This is a genomic window from Kocuria sp. TGY1127_2 (assembly GCF_013394385.1).
Lineage (GTDB): Bacteria > Actinomycetota > Actinomycetes > Actinomycetales > Micrococcaceae > Rothia.
On sequence record NZ_AP022834.1, the window covers coordinates 868,736 to 888,003 of the forward strand.

At 62.0% G+C, this 19,268-nt stretch carries 11 protein-coding genes; all 11 read left to right on the forward strand.

Features of this window, described 5'->3' with window-relative positions:
* Positions 1-87 precede the first annotated feature (87 nt).
* Positions 88-765 (forward strand): hypothetical protein, encoded by a 678-nt coding sequence (locus sake_RS03910; RefSeq protein WP_178945486.1) that lies wholly within the window; start codon positions 88-90, stop codon positions 763-765.
* Between the two features lie 148 nt (positions 766-913).
* The gene (locus tag sake_RS03915) at positions 914-1,993 is read left to right on the forward strand and encodes an iron chelate uptake ABC transporter family permease subunit (RefSeq protein ID WP_207718914.1); all 1,080 of its coding nucleotides are present in this window, start codon (positions 914-916) and stop codon (positions 1,991-1,993) included.
* Positions 1,990-3,123, forward strand: a complete 1,134-nt coding sequence (locus tag sake_RS03920) for an iron chelate uptake ABC transporter family permease subunit (RefSeq protein WP_129360097.1) — start codon at positions 1,990-1,992, stop codon at positions 3,121-3,123. Before sake_RS03915 ends, sake_RS03920 begins: the two co-directional genes overlap by 4 nt.
* Positions 3,120-3,935, forward strand: coding sequence for an ABC transporter ATP-binding protein (locus sake_RS03925; RefSeq protein WP_178945487.1), 816 nt, complete (start codon positions 3,120-3,122; stop codon positions 3,933-3,935). Before sake_RS03920 ends, sake_RS03925 begins: the two co-directional genes overlap by 4 nt.
* 51 nt (positions 3,936-3,986) lie before the next feature.
* Positions 3,987-5,024 carry a Fe2+-enterobactin ABC transporter substrate-binding protein gene (gene fepB, locus sake_RS03930; protein ID WP_178945488.1) on the forward strand — a complete coding sequence of 346 codons (1,038 nt, stop codon included), beginning with the start codon at positions 3,987-3,989 and terminating at the stop codon, positions 5,022-5,024.
* Between the two features lie 108 nt (positions 5,025-5,132).
* A complete protein-coding gene (locus sake_RS03935) occupies positions 5,133-12,281 on the forward strand; it encodes a non-ribosomal peptide synthetase (protein ID WP_178945489.1) in 7,149 nt (2,382 codons plus the stop codon).
* Complete coding sequence (locus sake_RS03940; protein WP_243155735.1) at positions 12,259-13,095, forward strand: thioesterase domain-containing protein; 837 nt, start codon at positions 12,259-12,261, stop codon at positions 13,093-13,095. Before sake_RS03935 ends, sake_RS03940 begins: the two co-directional genes overlap by 23 nt.
* Before the next feature lie 32 nt (positions 13,096-13,127).
* Positions 13,128-14,597, forward strand: coding sequence for an MFS transporter (locus sake_RS03945; protein WP_178945491.1), 1,470 nt, complete (start codon positions 13,128-13,130; stop codon positions 14,595-14,597).
* A 168-nt stretch (positions 14,598-14,765) separates the two neighbouring features.
* Positions 14,766-15,800 (forward strand): ABC transporter substrate-binding protein, encoded by a 1,035-nt coding sequence (locus sake_RS03950; RefSeq protein ID WP_178945492.1) that lies wholly within the window; start codon positions 14,766-14,768, stop codon positions 15,798-15,800.
* Positions 15,801-15,874: 74 nt separating this feature from the next.
* A complete protein-coding gene (locus sake_RS03955) occupies positions 15,875-18,196 on the forward strand; it encodes a hypothetical protein (RefSeq protein WP_178945493.1) in 2,322 nt (773 codons plus the stop codon).
* 19 nt (positions 18,197-18,215) lie between these two features.
* Complete coding sequence (locus sake_RS03960) at positions 18,216-19,226, forward strand: plasmid partitioning protein (RefSeq protein ID WP_129360090.1); 1,011 nt, start codon at positions 18,216-18,218, stop codon at positions 19,224-19,226.
* Positions 19,227-19,268: the final 42 nt, after the last annotated feature.

The following is a 19,268-nucleotide window of genomic DNA, read 5'->3' on the forward strand; positions in this document are numbered from 1 at the left end:
GCCTGTTTCCGGTACAGGCGGTGTGCCTTGTTGCTGTCGCAGGGCCACGCTGAGTCACTCGCCGCGGTCTTTCGGAAGGAGCGTCGCATGATGGAGCGCGAATCTACATTTGCCGCCCCGGGGCCTGGTCGGGTGACCCGAATCTGGTGGGCCGAGCACCCAGTACAGCCGATCGAAGCCGCACTGGGGAATGATCCGGGTCCGTTCGGGCCGAAATTTGTCCAGCGGTTGGCCCGAACCCAAAGCCAGTGGGCCCAGCGGGAGATGGTGGCCGCCCGATTGCTCGGTCGTTGGTTGTTGGCCTGCGCGCACAGGGAGCTGCATGGGCCGGGCGCCGCGGGCGCGCGCCCGGCGGATTGGCGCGTGGAGCAACGCTGTGACCGTCCGGGATGTCTCCGCCGCGAAGCTCACGGCCGTCCGATTGCCATCGTCCAGGAGTGGACCGGGCCGGGGCAGCGGGCACTGAGCTGGTCGCATCATGAGGGACGCGTTGCCGCGGCCGTCGGTTGCGGGGTGCCGCGTCTCGGCATCGACCTGGTGGTTCCAGACGGCTTATCCGTCCCGTGCGCCGCTTCCTGGTCACAGTGGGCCAGGGCCGAGGCACTGACGAAGGCTGGGGCTGGGGGCCTCCAGGATTTGCTGGAGAGCGGTACTGTCCCTGATGGTTTCGACGCGGCGTTCCCGTCCGTCGACCGCGTTGTCGTCGCTCTGGCCTGGAAGCGTGAGGACGCCGTGGAACTGCGCCGTCGTCGTTTGAGCGGGTGACCCAAGCCCTCGAACTCGACCGGACCCAGCGATGACTGGTTAGCAAATCTATGGAGCCTTAACTGGACTTAAGGTGTGCCTGGCCTTATCTTCAAGATGAGACGCGCCTGGCGCGTCGGATCGCCCCTCATGATTCGCTGGAGCCATCGTGACCTCTTCCTCCTCGCATGCCGTGCGCACGTCCATGGATTCCGCGGACGCCTCCTCGGCCGTGGTGAGGGAAGGGCGACTCAGCTCCTTCAGGTCTCGTCTGGGCGTCGTTGTTCTGGGTACGGCCCTGCTGCTGCTCTGCTGCGGAGCATCGATCGCCATCGGCTCTCGGAGCATTCCTATAGACCGCGTCTGGCACTTGGTCTGGCACCCGGATGAATCCGACGAGAGCTACATCGTCAGCGGCATGCGAGTGACTCGAACTTTGATCGGCATCGTGGTGGGTGCCGCGCTCGCGGTTGCAGGCGCGGTCATGCAGGCCGTGACTCGCAACCCGCTAGCGGACCCCGGACTGCTCGGTGTCAATTCCGGCGCGTCCCTGGCTATCGTTCTGGGGGCCAGCCTGGGCAACCTGACGTCCGTCGTTTCTCAGTTCTTCCTGTCGGCGATCGGGGCGTTGGCCGCGGCCGTCGTGGTCTATGTGATTGCCGCGTCCGGAGGCGGAGAAGCTTCTCCTGTCCGGCTGGTCCTCGCGGGGATTGCATTCTCCGCGGCCTCCGGCGGCATCGTTGGTGCGCTCCTGCTTCTCAGTCCTCGGGTATTCGACACCTTCCGCTACTGGGACGTCGGTGCCCTCACCCGGCAGGATGTGCCCGTGGTCTGGGTTCTCGTGCCCGTCCTGGCGGGACTTCTCATGGTCTTGCTGAGCGCGAGGGGGCTCTCCGACATGGCCCTCGGCGACGACGTCGCCGAGGCCTTGGGGACGAACGTCGCTTTGATTCGCGGTATATCACTGGTGGCCCTGACCGTGTTGTGCGCGACTGCGACCGCTGTCGCGGGTCCTATTGGATTCGTGGGCCTCGTGGTGCCGTTGTTCGCATCATGGGTCATGGGTCCTCGCCAAGGATGGATCATCCTTCTGTGCCTGGTCGGAGGCCCTAGTCTCCTCTTGGTCGCGGACGTCCTCGGACGTGTCCTCGCCCGGCCTTCCGAGATAGCGGTCGGTGTGCTGACCGCCTTCGTGGGTTCGCCTGCGCTTTTGTGGATGGTGGTCAGGCTGAGGGGAGATCGTCGATGATCCTCCGGGCCACGTCCCGCCGCGGTGACTCTCCATATGCCAACGCAGCCGCAGGTTCCGAAAAAGGGCGTTATCTCGGCGGGGCTCTGGTTCCGAGTGCGCCCCGCGGTTACTGGTGGTTCCGGGCTGGCACGCGTCTCAGCGTGTTGGTCGAGCGACGCGTACTGATCGTTGGATGTCTTCTGGCGGTAGTGACCGTGGTTCTGGGGCTTTTTGCGGTCGGTCTGGGCGGTTCCTCGGTCGGATTCGAACAGGTCTTCCGGATTTTCATCGGCGAGGGAAGAGCTTCGGCCCGCTTCGTTGTATTCGAACTCCGGATTCCGCGCATAGTGCTGGCGATTGTCGTTGGCTCAGCGCTGGGAACCGCAGGTGCGGTGTTCCAGGTCCTGACTCGTAACCCTCTGGGCAGCCCCGATCTCATCGGATTTACGATGGGAGCTCAGACGGGAATCCTGGTGTCGGTGGTTCTTTTCGGAGGGACTCTAGTTCCGGTCCCAATCGCCGCCCTGATCGGTGGGTTGGTCGCGGGTACTGCGATCTGGATGTTCTCCTTCCGTGGTGGGTTCGGCGGTTTGCGGTTGATCCTGGCCGGCATCGCCATCTCCTCGATGCTGGGAAGTCTTAACCGCTGGTTGATCCTGCGGACGGACAGCGATACCGCTTTCGGGGCAATAACCTCCGTTATCGGCTCTCTTGCAGGAGCGGGATGGGAACGAATTATCGCCGTCGGGCCCGCAACTCTTCTGATTCAGGCGTTGGTTCTGGCCATGTTCCGGGAGGTTCAGGTTCTGGACCTGGGGGAGGACCTGGCCGTTTGTCTCGGAACGCGCGTCGATCGTGCGCAGATCCTGCTGGTTCTCCTCGGCACCGCACTGGTTGCTTTGGCTACCACGGCTGCCGGCCCGATTTCCTTTGTGGCTCTGGTGGCTCCGCATCTGACTCGGATGCTCTGCCGGACTGCGACGGCATCCCTGATGGTCTCGGCACTTTTCGGTGCTTTCTTGTTGCTGGCGGCCGACGTCCTGAGCCAGAGCATGCTCGACTCGATGCCGGTTGGCATCGTCACCTCGGCGGTCGGCGGAATCTACTTCATGGGTCTCCTTCTGACGGAAGCGAGGAAAAGACAATGAATGCCCGGCTGTGCGCCGAGGGGGTTGCCCTCTCCTACTCAGACCGTATGATTTCCGAGGCACTGGACGTTTCGGTTCCCCCGGGGACGTTCACGGTGATCGTCGGGCCCAACGCGTGCGGCAAGTCGACGTTGCTGCGAGCCCTTGCCAGATTGCACAAACCGGCTGCGGGCACGGTGCGTCTTGACGGCGTCGATATTCATTCGTTGGTGACCAAGGAAGTCGCTCGTCGTGTGGGCCTCCTGCCGCAATCGGCCACAGCGCCGGAGAAGATGCTGGTCCGGGACCTCGTGGCCCGAGGGCGCTCGCCCCACCAAGGCATTTTCCGCCAGTGGAGCGCGGCCGATCACGACGCCGTCGAAGAAGCCATGCGACTGACTCGGGTCAAGGATCTGGCCAACAGGCCTGTCGACGAGCTGTCCGGCGGGCAGCGTCAACGGGTTTGGCTCGCGTTGGTCCTTGCGCAAGGAACAGAGACCGTCCTCCTCGATGAGCCGACGACCTTCCTCGACCTCTCTCACCAGTTCGAGATCCTTGAACTCTGCCGTCGGCTCAAGATCTCAGAGGGCCGCACGATCGTCGCCGTTCTGCATGATCTCAACCAGGCCGCCCGTTATGCCGACCATCTCATCGCGATGCGCGACGGCCGCATCGTCGCCACCGGTGAGGTTGCCGACGTGATGACGGAGAAGACGGTGCACGACATTTTCGGACTCTCCTGCCTCGTCGTCCCAGACCCCGTAACGGGAACACCCATGGTTGTTCCGAGGGTCGCCGACCGCGAGGACGGAGCATCAATCGCTCGACCCTGATCGGACGAGCGCACTCGACACGGCCTGCGGGCCGTAAGAAAGGGGCTCTAAATGAGAGCAGTTGCAACCAAAATGCTATGGGTCCGAGGGGCACTCGCATTCGCCGTGGCCCTGATGTTGGCCATTGCCCTGGCGGCGTGTGGGGATTCCGGGTCCTCCAAGGCATCCGCCGATGCTTCCTCGTCCTCTGCAGAGAAATGGCCACGCACCATCACGACCGACGACGGCGAGCTCAAGATCGACAAGAAGCCCGAGAAGATCGTGTCGACGTCGACGACGCTGACCGGCTCGCTGCTGGCCGTGGGTGCACCCGTGGTGGCATCCGGCGCGACCAAGGAAAACGTCCCGGATCTCTCGGACGATCAAGGATTCTTCAACCAGTGGTCCAAGGCGGCCACGGAGAAGAACGTCAAGAAGCTCTGGTCCAATGATTCACCGAACATCGAGAAGGTCGCCGACTACGAACCCGACCTGATCGTCGTCGCCAAGAACTCCGGTGACTCCGTCTTCGACAAGGTCGATCAGCTCAAGAAGATGGGCGCCCCCGTCCTGGTCGTGGACTACTCCGACAAGTCCTGGCAGGACGTGACCACCAAGGTCGCCGAGGCAACGGGGCGGGAGAAGGCCGCAGAAGACGTCATCAAGGACTTCGACCAGCGCCTCTCGGAGGTCAAGAACAAGATCAAGGTGCCCGAAGAAGAGGTCTCCCCATTCATTGTGTTCGGTGATGGTTCGGGCGCCGCGGCCCTAACCGACAAGGCTCCTCAGGTCCAGATTCTCGAGAAACTGGGCTTCAAGATCACCACCATCCCGGATGAGGTCAAGGGTGATACCTCGATGGGCAAGGACCGCGGAGACATGGTCAATCTGTCCCCGGAGAACGTCCAGAAGGGCCTGCCCGGCAAGGTGTGGCTCGCCGTGGCCGCGGACGACAGCAACAAGAAGGTGATCCACGAGGACAAGGCCTTCAACACCTCGCCGGCGGTCAAGGATGGCAAGGTCTACTACACCCCGGGTGAGACGTTCCGCCTGGATTACTACTCCGCGAAGATGGAGCTCGATTCTCTCGAGAAGGACTTCGCCAAGTAGCAGCTGTGCGGGCGGGGAGTGTCGGAGTTGGTGCGCTCGGCATGGACCCTGCTCCTCGCCCGTAGCTTTCTCTTCCCCTCGACGCCGTATTCTTCGGAAAGGACCACCATGAATCCCGAGGCACCTTCGGCTCATGCTTCTCTCAATCCAGAACGCAACGATTCAGCGGTTGAAAAGCTGGCTGCGATTCAAGCCAGGCTGAGCAACACATACGCGATGACGCCGGCCCAACAAGGGCTCTGGATGGCACATCGGTTGTCCAAAGATCCTGCTGATCTCATGGTCTCTGAGGTTACGGAGCTCACCGGGCCGATCGATGTAGCGGCTTGGAAACGGGCCGTAGCCGGCGTCCTTGCCTCAGTGCCAGCACTCCGAATGCGGATAACTGCAACAACCGAGACTGGGGGAGAAACTTGCGAGGCCGAACCTCCTGGGAATCATGCGGTGGACGCGTGCGCAGACGTGCCACGGATCTCTCTTGATGCGTGCCCTCCGGTCCCTGAGATCGTGGACTTGAGCCATGCTCAAGACCCAGCCGAGGCAGCCCGTGCCTGGATCGAACGGGCTTTGAATGTCGCGCCGGCGTTGCACCGGGGTGTCGTCAGCCATGCATGTCTGTTGGTGACCGGTCCGGAATCAGCGCAATGGTTCCTCCGCGTACACCACCTGGCCTTGGACGGTTTCGGATTCTCTCTGTTGTCCAAAGCATTGGCCGAAGCCTGCACGGCAGCGACGGCGGACCCGGACAGCGTTCCGGACCCAACAACAGTGTTGCCCAGTTGGGATGACCTGGATGGCTTTTGTCACGCCATCGAGGCGCTCTCCGCGTATGAAGGAAGCCAGGCCCATAGCGAGGATCGCACATTCTGGACCGGCCAGGAGCCAGAAGAGGACGTCGTTCCAGTTGTGCCTCGTGGCTTGAGCGGTCGGTCTGTGCGGACCGTAGTTGATGAGCCGAAGGGTGGGTGGCGGATTGATCCTGTCCTATTGCTTGGTGCTTTGGGGCTGACAGTGATGGCGGCTGGAAACAAGGAGGAGACACTCATCGGAGTGCACATGATGGGGCGCGGCGATGCCGTGTTGAGAGAAACTCCGTGCACGGCCCAAAATATGCTCCCGGTACGCCTGACCTCCCATCCGGACGAGAGCGTCGGGACGTATTTGGACCGAGTCAGTCAGGCCTGGCGAGAAGCCAGTGCGCACCAGCGCTTTCGACAGGAAACCCTACGATTCGATCGTGAGGTGGGCCCTGGAGGTGCACTGGTCGAAGCAGAGCTGAACATCGTTCCGTTCAATGGAGCAGTGACTTGGGGAGCTGCTTCCGGGCGCGCTCGTCCCGTATGGGACGGACCTGTTGAGGGATTGGTCTTGGACGTGCGGGCCGGGGATTCAAGCCGGTCTGAAGCCGTCTTGCAGACTCCCGAAGGATCCGTGGACGACACGGGCCTACGCGGAATGGCCGAGGTTTTTGGTGCTCTCTACGAAGCCTTGACCAGAAGTCGGAGGAAAGAGGAACAAGCTCTGCTCCGTGAGCTCCCCATCCGTCGCCCTCCGCAGGACGGAGCGGAATCAACGGCTTCTGCACTCAATATCTTGGATCGTCCCGGGCCCTTCGCGCATCATGCCATGGAACGAGTCGAAGGCCTTCGAATCGTCGATTTGATTCGGCATCTCTCCCAGCCGACGTCAGCATTGAGGGGAACCACGTCCCTCGTCCACTCCGGTTCGGACCCCATCGGTACGGGAGGCAGACTCATTGGACCTGATGCAGACCTTGTACGCACAGAGGCCTCAGTCCGTACGCATCAACTTGCAAGGGAATTGCTCGCCTGCGGTATTGTCCCAGGCGATCGAGTGGCGGTGCTCACTTCCAGAAATACGTGGGGCATTCTTGCGCCGCTTGCCGTCTTGGAGGTCGGTGCGGCATTCGTTCCCATGGATGCGGCTTGGCCGGGCGGCCGTATTCGAGCAGTTATTGCTGCCGCCAAGCCCCGGGCCGTGGTGATCGCCGGAGACGCCGACCGTACGGCCGTGGCGGATAATCAACCGGTCCCGATGGTCATTGATCTTGACGACCCGAAAACCTGCGCCAGCCTGGAAGGCCGCGATCCTAGCGCAGTGACCGACGCGGAGCGCAGCGGGGCAGTCTCGGAAGACGCCGTCGCCTATGTTCTGTTCACCTCGGGCTCGACGGGTACGCCGAAAGGGGTCGTCGTCGAACACCGGAATCTCGACCACTTCATGCGCACCGTAGGTGGTCTGTACCTGCCGGCATGTCTCCGGGCCAAGGATCGTCATCAGGCAGCCGACAAAGGAGCGAGACGCCAGACAGAACCCATGGTGTCTGTCCACGAACATTCATTTGCCTTCGACTCAGGGCTGAGCCCAATGTGCACTTGGTTGCTCGGCCACACTCTATTGGTCCCTTCCGAAGAATGTCTGCGCGAAGCCGCCCTGCATATTGCCGCAATCCGTGAGCACCGGGCAGACATCATGGATATTTCCCCAGCCGTACTCGAGCACCTGCTTGATGCTGGGTTCGATCCAGGCGGCACAGACCCGGTGACCAGCGTATTCATTGGCGGTGATGCCTGTTCTGGTTCCCTGTGGGACCGTCTCCGCAAGATTGCTGGAACGGGAGTGCTCACTGCAAATGCTTACGGTCCGACGGAGAACACCGTTGACTCCCTAGTAGCTGCAATCTGCGACCACGACCGGCCCAGCATCGGACACAGTCTTCCCGGGCAATTTTCGCTCGTCCTGGATGGGTGGGATCGAGAATGTCCTACGGGATTCCCCGGGCAACTTGCCGTAGCCGGTGGGTCAGTGAGCCGCGGATACCTGGACCGGCTCGAAGAGACAGACCATGCATTTTTTCACATGGCCGATGGAACGCGCGCCTACCGCACCGGTGACCTTGTACGCCGTGAGCGGGATGGGGCGTTGTCCTTCCTGGGAAGGGCGGACAACCAGCTTTCCCTCCGGGGAGTCCGCATTGAACCTGAGGAAGTCGAGCGCGCACTCCTCGATCTGCCTGGCGTGCGACAGGCGGTTGTCGCAGTACGCGACGCTGGCCATGGTCCGATATTGGTCGGTTACGTGGTCCGCGGCAATCCTCTCCACGAGGGGGAACGTCGGAGGCTGTTGGCTTCCCTGCGAAACCGTCTTCCCTCTGCAATGGTCCCTACCGCCCTCATACGGCTGGAAGCTTTGCCGTTAACCGAGCGTGGCAAAGTCGACCGGAAACAGCTGCAGAGTCTTCCATTGAGGCTAGCGGACTACGACGGCCGAGGCCTCGGATGGGCTGACATGGATCCGGTACAACGTCGTGTGGCCAAGGTCTTCGGAGAACTCCTTGGACGGGATCCGCAGTCTCTGAAGACCGACTCCGACCTATTTGCTCTTGGAGGCCATTCGTTGACTGCCGCGCGCCTCGTGGGCCGGCTTCGTCAATACGAGGGGGGTCACGGACCCAGATCCACTATGAATGGGCCGGACCTCCGGTCAGTGTTTGCCGCTCCGACGATTGGGGAGATTGCTTCCTCGCTCCAGACCCATGACAGCGTCAGAATCGGTGAAGATGCAGACCTGGGTGTGAAGCCTCTCGTCGGATCCGGACCAGATGAGGTGGAGCGTCGCGAAGCCGGCGAATCCCCAAGTTCTACGAATTCGTTGACAGCTGCTCAAAGACGGTTGTGGTTCCTCGAACAGCTCGAGGGTCCATCCGCTTTGTATTCGATCCCCGTGGTTCTACGGTTTCCTGGTGTGTTTGACCCGGAGGCCCTAGCCCTGGCTCTGGTGGACACGGCGATGCGTTGGCGCAACCTCCATTGCAGTTTCCCCGCCGACGACGAAGGCCGCCCCACAATTCGCGAATGGAGACGTGAGGAAGTTGAGGCTGCTCTTCGAGTGCGCGAGGCGGCACAGTCGGTGGGGAACCCGGACTTGGTCGACGCTTTGGATCTCGTGATTGATGTCAGCCGTGAGTTGCCGTTGAGAGCGTGGCGTGTCTGCGCCGACCGGGGTGAGGGGCTGGTCTTGGTTCTTCACCACATCGCCGCCGACGGCTGGTCCCTGGGCCCGGTCCTCAGCACGCTCGCCGCAGCCTACAGAGTTCACGCCAGCGGGGATGCGTCGGAATTTGCCGTCGAAACTGGCCCACTTCTAAAGCCCATCGATTCCTGCACTCCACAGGTGCTGATAGACGAAACCCGCGGTGACCGAGCCGCGTCGGACGCGGAGCTGGAGGCATGGAAATCGGCATTGTCCGGGATTCCGACCGAAATTGCGCTTCCGTCCGACAGGGAGCGGCCACAGATACGAGACCGCGTCGGCGGCGAGGTCCGGATGACGCTCGACAGAGCCGTTGGTAAGGCTCTCTACTCGGTGGCTCGTGCCCACCGCCTGACTCCGCACATGATATTCCAGGGGGTACTGGCGGCACTTCTGACGCGAACAGGCGCCGGAACCGATGTGCCTATTGGCACGATCTCGAGCAACCGGGCTTCTGCGGCCGAAGAGGAACAAGTCGCATTCGTGGCCAATACCCTCGTGACCCGCACGGACACTTCTGGCAATCCTCGCTTCGAAGAATTGTTCGAGCGTGTTCGAGAAGAGTCCTTGACGATGTTGGAACGCTCGCGAACGCCATTCGACGAGGTCGTACGCGCTGTGGCTCCAGATCGTAGCCCCTCACGTCATCCGTTGTTCCAGGTCATGCTCGTGAGTCAGAACATTGGCGACCATGCGGTCGACTTCGGAACCGACGTGGGCGTCGCCTATCCGCAGACTCTGGGCACGGGAACAGCCAAATTTGATCTGACGTGCGAGATCTCTTATGCGCCCGGAGACGGGGACAAAATCGAAATTCGATTCGAATACGCTTCGGACATCTTCGATCACCAAACGGTAGAGGACTTGTCGACTTGGTTCGAGAAGCTGTTGCGTCGAGCCGTCGAACATCCCGAGAGCCGGATCGGTGATGGACCGTTGGTCGAAACCGCATGGCTCACGGCCGAGAACGAAGCCAAGCGGATGCTCGAATACAGGGCCCTGCATCGGGCAGGGGAATCCGAGTCTCTGACCGAGGCGATTGAACGGAGCTTTGAGGAGTACGCTGACCGCGTCGCGGTGGTGGGTCCGCCTTCGCCTCTTGACTGCCCGTTCGAAGACCCGACCGGCGAGGACGTAGCGAGTTCCGGTCAGCGTACCGAACTCCGCTACGCAGACTTGGACACCGAGTCCGCCCGGATCAGGGATTGTCTGATCCTCCGTGGCTTCGGACCTGGTGATCGAGCGGCTTTGTTGGTGGAGCGGTCACCCCGTCAGGTCACGGTAATGCTCGGGTGCCTGAGAGCGGGGGTCGCTTACATTCCGCTAGACCCGGGGTATCCGATAGGGCGGTTGCGGAGTACCTTGGAGGACAGCGCACCGAAGGCGGTGTTGTACGCAGCTGGAGACGAGCTGGGAACGGGGGCTTCGCTCTCTCCCGAATTCGTGGATGCGCTCAAGGCTTCTGCACCCGAGGCGACGTTCATAGAACTAGGGTCACTGTCCGACGACGCCGATGGTGGAAAAGCCGCTTCGACCAGGCGGTCCGTCGTCGAATCTTGTGTCGCCCAGGACCGTGTTCCTCGCCCGGAGGATCCTGCGTATATCGTGTTCACCTCAGGCTCGACCGGCCGTCCCAAGGGCGTGGTCGTAAGCCAGGCCAATGTCCTCCGTCTGTTCCGGTCTACTCAGCACTGGTTCGATTTCTCTTCGGACGATGTCTGGACCCTGTTCCACTCCTTCGCCTTCGACTTCGCCGTCTGGGAGATGTATGGGGCGCTGCTGCACGGAGGCTCGGTAGTCGTCGTACCTCGGTCGATCAGCCGCAGCCCGGACGACTTCTTGCGTCTGCTTCGAAAGGAACGTGTCACAGTCCTTAACCAGACCCCGTCGGCCTTTGGGCAGTTGGTTCTGGCCGAGGCCTCCGTGGCGCAAGACGAGGCGCTCGCAGAGGGTCAGGGTGCTCAGACGGATGTCGATCCAGGGGCGGAGCTCACAGGACGAACGTCGTGCACGTCCTCATGGGACTTGCACACGATCATCCTGGGCGGTGAGGTGATGGATCCGGCCGTGGTACGTGACTGGCATCAGCGTCACCAACCGAGCAGTCCGCAGATCGTCAACATGTATGGAATCACCGAGACGACCGTCCACGTGACCTATATGCCCTTGGACTATGACAGCCTGGAGCCTGAGAATGGCGGAATCAGTTTGGTCGGCGAACCTATCCCGGATCTCTCCGTCTACCTTCTGGACGAGTTCGGCAATCCCGTCCCGGACGGCGTCGTGGGAGAAATCCATGTCGGAGGGGCGGGGGTGGCGGCTGGATATACTGCTCGGCCTAAGCTGACCGCGGAACGTTTCGTTCCCGATCCCTTCGCTGCTCGATACCCATCCATGCTCGAAGAAGCAGGCTTGCTCCCGAGTCAGGCAAGAATGTACCGAAGTGGCGACTTGGCCGTCCGCAGGCGCGATGGCATCTTGGATTTCCGCGGGCGTTCGGATCGGCAGATTCAACTGCGAGGATTTCGGATTGAGCCCGGGGAGATCGAAGCGGCGGCTAGGTCTTTGCCGGACGTCGTCTGGGCCCACGTGCGTGTTGAGGGAATAGGAACAAACGACGAGCGGCTTGTCCTCCACGTTCTTGGCCCCGATCCAGCAACGGCAGATCCGATGGCTCTGCGACGGCGAACGGCAGAGTTGTTGCCTCTTCAGATGACTCCGTCCGCCGTCGTCGTGATTTCCGAGGTACCGCTGACTCCCACGGGCAAGCTCGACGAGGCCGCGCTGCCGGCACCGGCCGAGCGTCGGAGCCAGGGGCGGCCGCCTCTGGGGGCCTCGGAAAGTATCGTGGCCACATGCTTTGCCGAAACCCTCGGCTTGGAGACGGTTTCGGCTGAAGACTCATTTTTCGATCTTGGGGGACACTCCATGCTTGCAGTGCCCGCCACCGCTGCAATTTGTGAAGCCACCGGGCAGCATCTGCGTGTCGGAACGCTGATGGCCTACCCAACTCCTGAGCTGCTGGCCCGCGTTCTTGATGTTGGGGAGGGCTCGCAGAGGTCTGATGCGGACCTCCAGGTACTTCTGCCGTTGGGTCGTGCCCGCCAACTGAGTCCTTCAAGGAATGGGGGGAGTGTTCTGCATCCATCCGGCAGGCGGACTGTCGTGGTGTTACGCAGGCTTGCCCAAATTCCTTCCGGATGATCTTCCAGTATGGGGGTTGCAAGCGCGTGGAGTTCTTGATCCCGAGGCCCAGCCTCGATCCCTCGCCGAAATGGCCCGGGACTACGTCCAAGCCATCCGGAAAATCCAACCTCACGGACCGTACCACCTGGTGGGGTGGTCGTTGGGCGGAATGGTCGCCCATGTCATGGCTGCGCAGCTGCAGGCGGCCGGTGCCGAGGTCGGGACGGTCAGCTTGCTCGATGCTTATCCTTCGGAGGCAGAGAGCGGAGTAGGAGAGCCTCCGCTCGACGATGCAGTGTCGGCAGTTCTTGCGATGGCTGGTCTCGATGACTCCGCATTGGCTGGATGCTCCTGGGAAGGCGCGAGCGAACAAACGGCAATCGTCGAACTGGGCAGAATTCTCGCCGACGGATCTTCTCCCATGGCAGGGCTCCCAGAAAGGACGCTCGCGGCTCTCGTCAGGACATACCGGAACACAGCCAGAATCTTGCGTGAGTACTCGCACGAAGACTTCCACGGTGATGTGTTGTTCTTCCGGGCGGCTCGAGCCGGGATCGGACCCGACCATGACCCTCGTGAGTGGAATCGGTTCCTTGACGGCCGTCTGGACGTTCATGACATCGATTGCACTCATCGGGAAATGACCCAGCCCGGTCCTTTGGCGCAGATCGGGCGGACTCTGGCAGGTCACATCGAGAAGCGTGGATCACATTCATCAGACCGGGATGAACCTGAGCCACTTCCGGGGGAGCGACGTACAGCTGTATCGGAAGAAGCCACGGGGTGCAGGCCCGGAGCGGTCGGACCGAACCGCGAAAGGCACCGGCAATGAGCCGGAAAAGTCCAACTCAGGACGCTGTGTCCATGGGTCAATCGAATCAAAAGTGCCCTGTCGTTGCGATTATCGTCTATCTGTTGGCGATGGCCCTCAACGGATTCGATGGCACCGTGATCAATCCGGCCTTGCCGGATCTTGCCACGGAGCTCAGCGTCCCTGCCCCCGCGCTGGGCGCAGTCGAATGGTCTTTCCTCATTGCCTCTGCAGTTACTCTGCCTATGGCAGGCTGGGCCGGAGCGACGCTGGGCACGCGCCGAACCTTCGTATGCTGCCTGGCCGTCTTCGCCACAGGATTGCTGATAGCGATGCTTGCACCAAGCCTCGAAGTCCTGGTCTTAGGCCGTGCAGTTCAGGGTGCTGGCTCCGGGATTCTCGTACCTGTTGGCCTGGCAATGATGTACCGAGGAGCCACGGGTGAACAGAGACTCCGCATTGCCAGGATCACTCTGGTTCCTCTGACAATTGCACCAATGCTCGGACCAGTACTTGGGGGAATGATTGTCCAGCACTTGGGGTGGCGCTGGATTTTCGGAGTTATGTTTCCTTTGGCGGTGCTTACCACGTTGGCTGCGTTGATGCTACTGACGCCGGCCAGACTCGGTTCCGAGCCTGACCAGGAACCTTTGTCGCCCTCGGACAATCAACTGAAATCTGGATCAGGGAAGCCGAAAGGCAAATTCGATGTTTACGGACTAATCACGGGCTGTCTCTCCTGCGGAGCGTTGGCTATCGGAGGCCCGCTGCTGGTTGCCGGTCTCGACCCGGGTGGACCTGTCCAAGTCGGGGCTGTTGCTCTGGCGGCTGCACTCACGCTTATCGGCGCACTCGGAGTGTTTGGTGCAGTTCGTCGTACCCGACGGGTCTGCCGACCGGCCTTTGACCTTGGTCTTTTTCGGTTGCAGACATATCGCACCGGATCTTGGATCGTCTCCTGCGCCTCGGCGGGTCTCGCAGGGTTCCTTGTCGCACTGCCTCTGGTACTTGGCGGGCGTGGAGTACCGCCGCACGAGATCGGCTTCATGATGTTTCCGGAGACATTGGGCTTGCTCGTGGGCGGTCAGATCATGCTCCATCTCAAATCGCGGTTCGGAACGCGACCCGTGGTGCTCGCAGGTTCTGTTGGCGGCGGATTCCTCGCATTAGCGGCGTTGATCTTTTCACCCATTGCTGGGGGTTGGGGCACGGCCGTGCTCATGCTTTGCTTCGGGGTGGCCCTGAGCCAAACCGTGCTACTGACCCAGGGTGCGGCATTCTGGGAGATAGAGGCGCATCGGACCGATGCCGCGACCTCCCTGTTCATGGTGCAGCGTTCATTGTTCAGCGGCTGGGGAGTAGTCGTCGTCACTACTGCCATGGGATGGAGCTCCGGAACTTATCCGATGGTATCCGGAGCTTTGGCTGGCTGCGCTGTACTTCTTCTTGTTCTGCTCACGATCCCTGCGACCTTGCGCATTCCGTGTGCTGTATGGGACCGAGCGACGGGTCCTCAGGAGTGACATGAATGCAGGGACTTGAGCGAAGAAATCAATCCGAGGACTGCCGATGCGAGGACCTTTTTTCGGGCCGTTCCCAACGTTTCCCCAAGCCAGCTCAGCGATGACAAGAACCGCGAAAAGACAGTAAACTGAGGGTAGCCATATCAAGGGATAAGGGAACGGTTAATAATGAATCACTCGGCGCGTCGGCGTGATCGCACTCCACGGAATCGTTTGAGGCCGGTCATCGCCCTGGTGGTCGCGGTGATTACCATGGTGTGCCTCACCGGATGCGGCGTCTTCGCCTCAGGCGGGCACTCCGAAAATACTTCCGAGCGCGTGGTCAAGGACATCGATGACGCCGAGGTGCGCGTGCCGGAGAAGCCGAGTCGCGTTGTCGCGCTGTCCGAGCCCACCCTGGACGCGGCCCTTGCGCTGGGCGTCACCCCGGTGGGCACCGTCTCCGGCCGTGGACAGAATTCCGTCCCGGGATATCTGGCGGAAAAGGCCAAGGACATTCCTCTGGTCGGCGGCATCGGGGACTTGGACTACGAGAAGATCTCCAGCCTCAAGCCCGACCTGATCATCGTTGACGGGACCAGCGTGAACAATAGACCGGACGTCTTGGAGATCCTGCGTCAGATAGCTCCGTTGGTCTTCTGCGGTTACGCCGGCGGTCCGTGGGAGCTGAACTTCGATACCGCTGCCCGCGCGCTGAACCTGGAAACAAAGGGTGAGGAAGTCAAGACTGCTTTCCGGGACAAGATCGAACAGGGCAAGGCTCGCCTCGCACCGATTTACGGGGACAAGACCTTCTCGATCGTTCGGTGGCAGGGCAGTGGTCCGTCTCTGATTCTCAAAGAACTTCCGGCGGGCCAGGTTTTGGAGGGGCTCGGCCTGAAGCGGCCGCAATCCCAGGACCGTGAGGGGAGGGGACATTCGGATCCAGTCTCCCTGGAGAACCTCGCGACCATCGACGCGGACTACCTGTTCTTCGGAACGCTAGGCGGCGCTAGCCAGGCGAATCCGCACTCGGACTCCACTGCCGACCGGGACGGTGCCGTCCAGGCGCTCAAGACGGCCGAGGAGACCTCGGGCTTCACCGACCTGTCCGCCTACAAGAACCACCACATCATCACCGTCGATGGATCCCGTTGGACCTCAACCGGCGGCCCGTTGCTGATGAACGGCATCGTCGACGACATTCTCGCCGAGCTCCCCTGAGCGACCAAGTCGGCCGGGGTCACTTGAGCGGCTCCGGCACCTTTCCTGCCAGTAATCGAAGAACTCCATAACCCATGATGAATATCGGATCCTCTCGCACCATCGCCCGCTCTCGCTCGCACACCAGGGTACTCCTCTCGCTCCTGCTCGCTCTGCTCCTGGTCCTGACCGCATGGCTGGTCCTTCCCGGTGCCGCGGCCGACGACGCATCGAACAGACAGTCCGTTAAGACCAATGAACAAACCGCCGAGGTCTCCGGGCCCCGGACGGTCGACGTCGAGGGCAAGATCCGCGTTGAAGGCAGAGGTTGGAAGAATTCCGTCGCCGGGGGAGCGCGGATCGCCGTGAAATACGACAAAGGCACCGTGGCCGTGAACGGCGAGAGCGTCGTCAGCGAATTCGAGGCCGGCCCCGATGGAACCTTCTCCGCAGAGCTGCCTTTCCCCACGAAGGGGAACTCGGACAAGCCATGGCTCCCTGGTACCAACCACATGATCCACTTCTTGAGCGGAAGCCTCAAAGACGGTGACCTGCCACGCAACGCCGTTCTGAAGGTATCGGTGTCCGGAAAAGCCGGGTCGCCCGCTTCAGAGCTGCCGTGGGTTTCTGCGACGTCGTCGGCGGATTCCGGCGCGCCGGCAACCATCGACGTCGCGCCCTTCACCACCGGGGAAGACTCCACGCTGCACCTGGTCGGCAAGGGATGGAAGACGGCAGACGGAAAGTCCGGCTCCATCGTGTCGATCAAGGTCAACTACCAGGCACCATCCGGGCGCATCGACCAATACTCCCGTGGCGACCAGGCCATCAGCGATCATCTGGCCTCTCTCGGGAAATCCAAGGATCCGACCTCTTGGGTTCTTCTCATCCCGAAGGGTTCGGGCCCCGAGGACCCCGAACACGGCCTGTACACGATCGACCCGACGGGATCCTTCGACATCACCGTCAAAGCTCCCGACGAGTTGCGCCGGGGCAAGACCGGGCAATACATGACCATCACGGCGCAGTCCGGCCGGAACCTTGACGGGGATGTGCAGCGTCGAGCCGTCACCGCGCCGATCCCGGTCAATGGAAAGGCGGCCGAGCCCATTCAGGAAATCTCGGACGTCCAATGCACCACGCAGGCGAGCCGGCCCACCGCACGAATAGAGAACAAGACCATCGCCCGCGGTGAGAAGGTCCATCTGGTCGGCGAGGGATGGTGCAACCCCGGTGGCCAGACGGGGGCCCCTAAGGTCGCGGTGAAACTGGATGACGGCGCGATCTCCCGACGGGACGAAGAAATTCACTCCAACAAGACCATCTGGGCACTCGTCGATCCTGACCCGTCCACCGGGGTCCTCGACACATGGATCGCCCTGCCGGATGGAACGACCTCTACATCGTCACCCGCGTTCTCCGAAGGCGGCCACACCCTGCGCCTTCTTTCGGGCTCCCTCCGCCCTGGCGATCTCTCCATGAGCTTTGGTGGCCGAGGCGTCCTCGACTTCACGTTAGGCGAGTACCGTCCCAACGATGCACCGCCCGCGCTCGGACTCGATGAACTCTCGGAGGGCTCGCGCCGGGGCGTCCGGGTGAACCGCGAGGGCACGCGGATCACGGTCGAAGTGCCCGGTGGTCAACCCAGGCAATGGGTCAGGGCCACCCCTTACGCCGAGGCAGCGCCTCGTAGCCAGTGGGGCAACGGCTGGACCCGCCTGGATTCGAACCGCTCTTTGAGCTACGACCTGCCCGACGACGCGGTGGCGGGCGACTACCGCCTCGTGGTCCAGAGCGGAGAGAGCGAGGACTTCGGAAGCTTGCTGGGTTGGGATCTGCTCACGATTCCCGAAAGCCACGGAAACTCACAGGCTGGTGCCGGCCCTGTCAATGACAATCGCGCTCAAGGGTCGACGGTGCCGCGGCAGCCCCGGGAAAACGCGGCAACGGTGTCCGGCAACGAGTCTCGATCGGAGCAGACGAGCGCTTCCGCCGCGGCCCCCGTGAGCGCTGCGGCCGTACGTGAGATGACGAACCTGGGCCGGGTCCAGGACCAGAACCCGCGCCACGCCCGAGTGCTCCGCGTGCTCCGAGCCCCTGCTCCGGCCACACACTCCTTGGGGCATCAACCCCAAGGGCCCGCCAAACGTGTTGCGGCCGCGCTCCAGGAATCCCCGAAGGCCTCTCACCACACGGCAAGCCCCTCGGTCTCCCCGTCTGCTCGGAGCCAGGCGCGGAACTCGCAGGACCGGGAATTTCAGGAGCAGAGCGCGGACGGGCAGGAAGCAACGTTCATCCATAAGGTTTTCACCTGGAACAACGTGCTGCTCGCACTCGCCGGGGCACTTCTTCTGGCCGTGATTCTGTACTCGACTCGCAAGCCATCCGATCCTACTTCGGAGACTTCAGAGGAATAAGGAAGGAATCGAAACCATCATGATCAGCTCGCACTTCCATCGGTCACTCATGGTCCTGTGGACCGTGGTTGGCGTTCTCCTGCTGGGGATCACGGCATCCTCTGCGCTTCCGCCGGGCGGCGCGAAGAGTAGCACGCAGGGTACCTCGTCTTCCGTCTCGCCGGGCATGCTCAAAGCCGGTGACACCATCCACTTCACCCTGACCGGATTCCCAAAGAACGAGCAGGTCTACGTCAAGATCGACAACGGCAATGCATGTCCCGCCGACGCCGCTCAGGGCGCGTGCGTGGTTCACCAACAGAAATCAGATGGCAGCGGCCGCGTGGACGGCTCGTTCATCCTGCCGAAGGACCTGAAAGATGGCAAGCACACCCTCCGTTTCCTGGCCACGGAGCTCCTACCGGGCAAGGGAAGCAAGGGTTTCACCAACATCAGCCCGGAATTCACCACGGCCGGGGTCAACCAGAACTCCTCGGGGGGTCACCGCTATAACGTCACGTCGGAAGACATTCTCTCCGGAGGCACGCGGCAGGATGCAGGATCCGGCGATCATGCGGCGAATCACGGGGGCAATGGCGAAGGATCGTCCGGGAACGGGCAAGGACCGAACCTCAGCCAGCCCGGGGAGCAGACCGGGGGAGCCGGTGAGAACGGCCGGGGCGACGACGCGATCGAGTATGTCGATGCCGACGGCCACCCGATCTCCAAGGAAGAATACGACCGGCTGATGGCCGGGTCCTCGGGCGCAGGCGACGAGTCCGGCTCGGAGCATCACGACGGCGCAGAGAACAAGAACGCGGAGAGCGGAAAGAGCGACGACGCCAAGGACAAGTCGAAGCGCACGGCAACGGCGAGCCCGGGTGCCACAGCCAAGAAAACCGGGGGCCACGCCGAGAACGCTTCGACCGAAACCAAGAAAGATTCCGTTGAATTCCCCTGGGTTGGCACCATCGCTTTCGTTGTCATGGCCCTGATCGCCGCGACCGTCTGGTATGTCCGACGCCGTCGCGCCACGACTCAGAAATCCTAGGCGGCGGTGCGAGGTGATCATCCCTCTCGTGGCACTGCCATC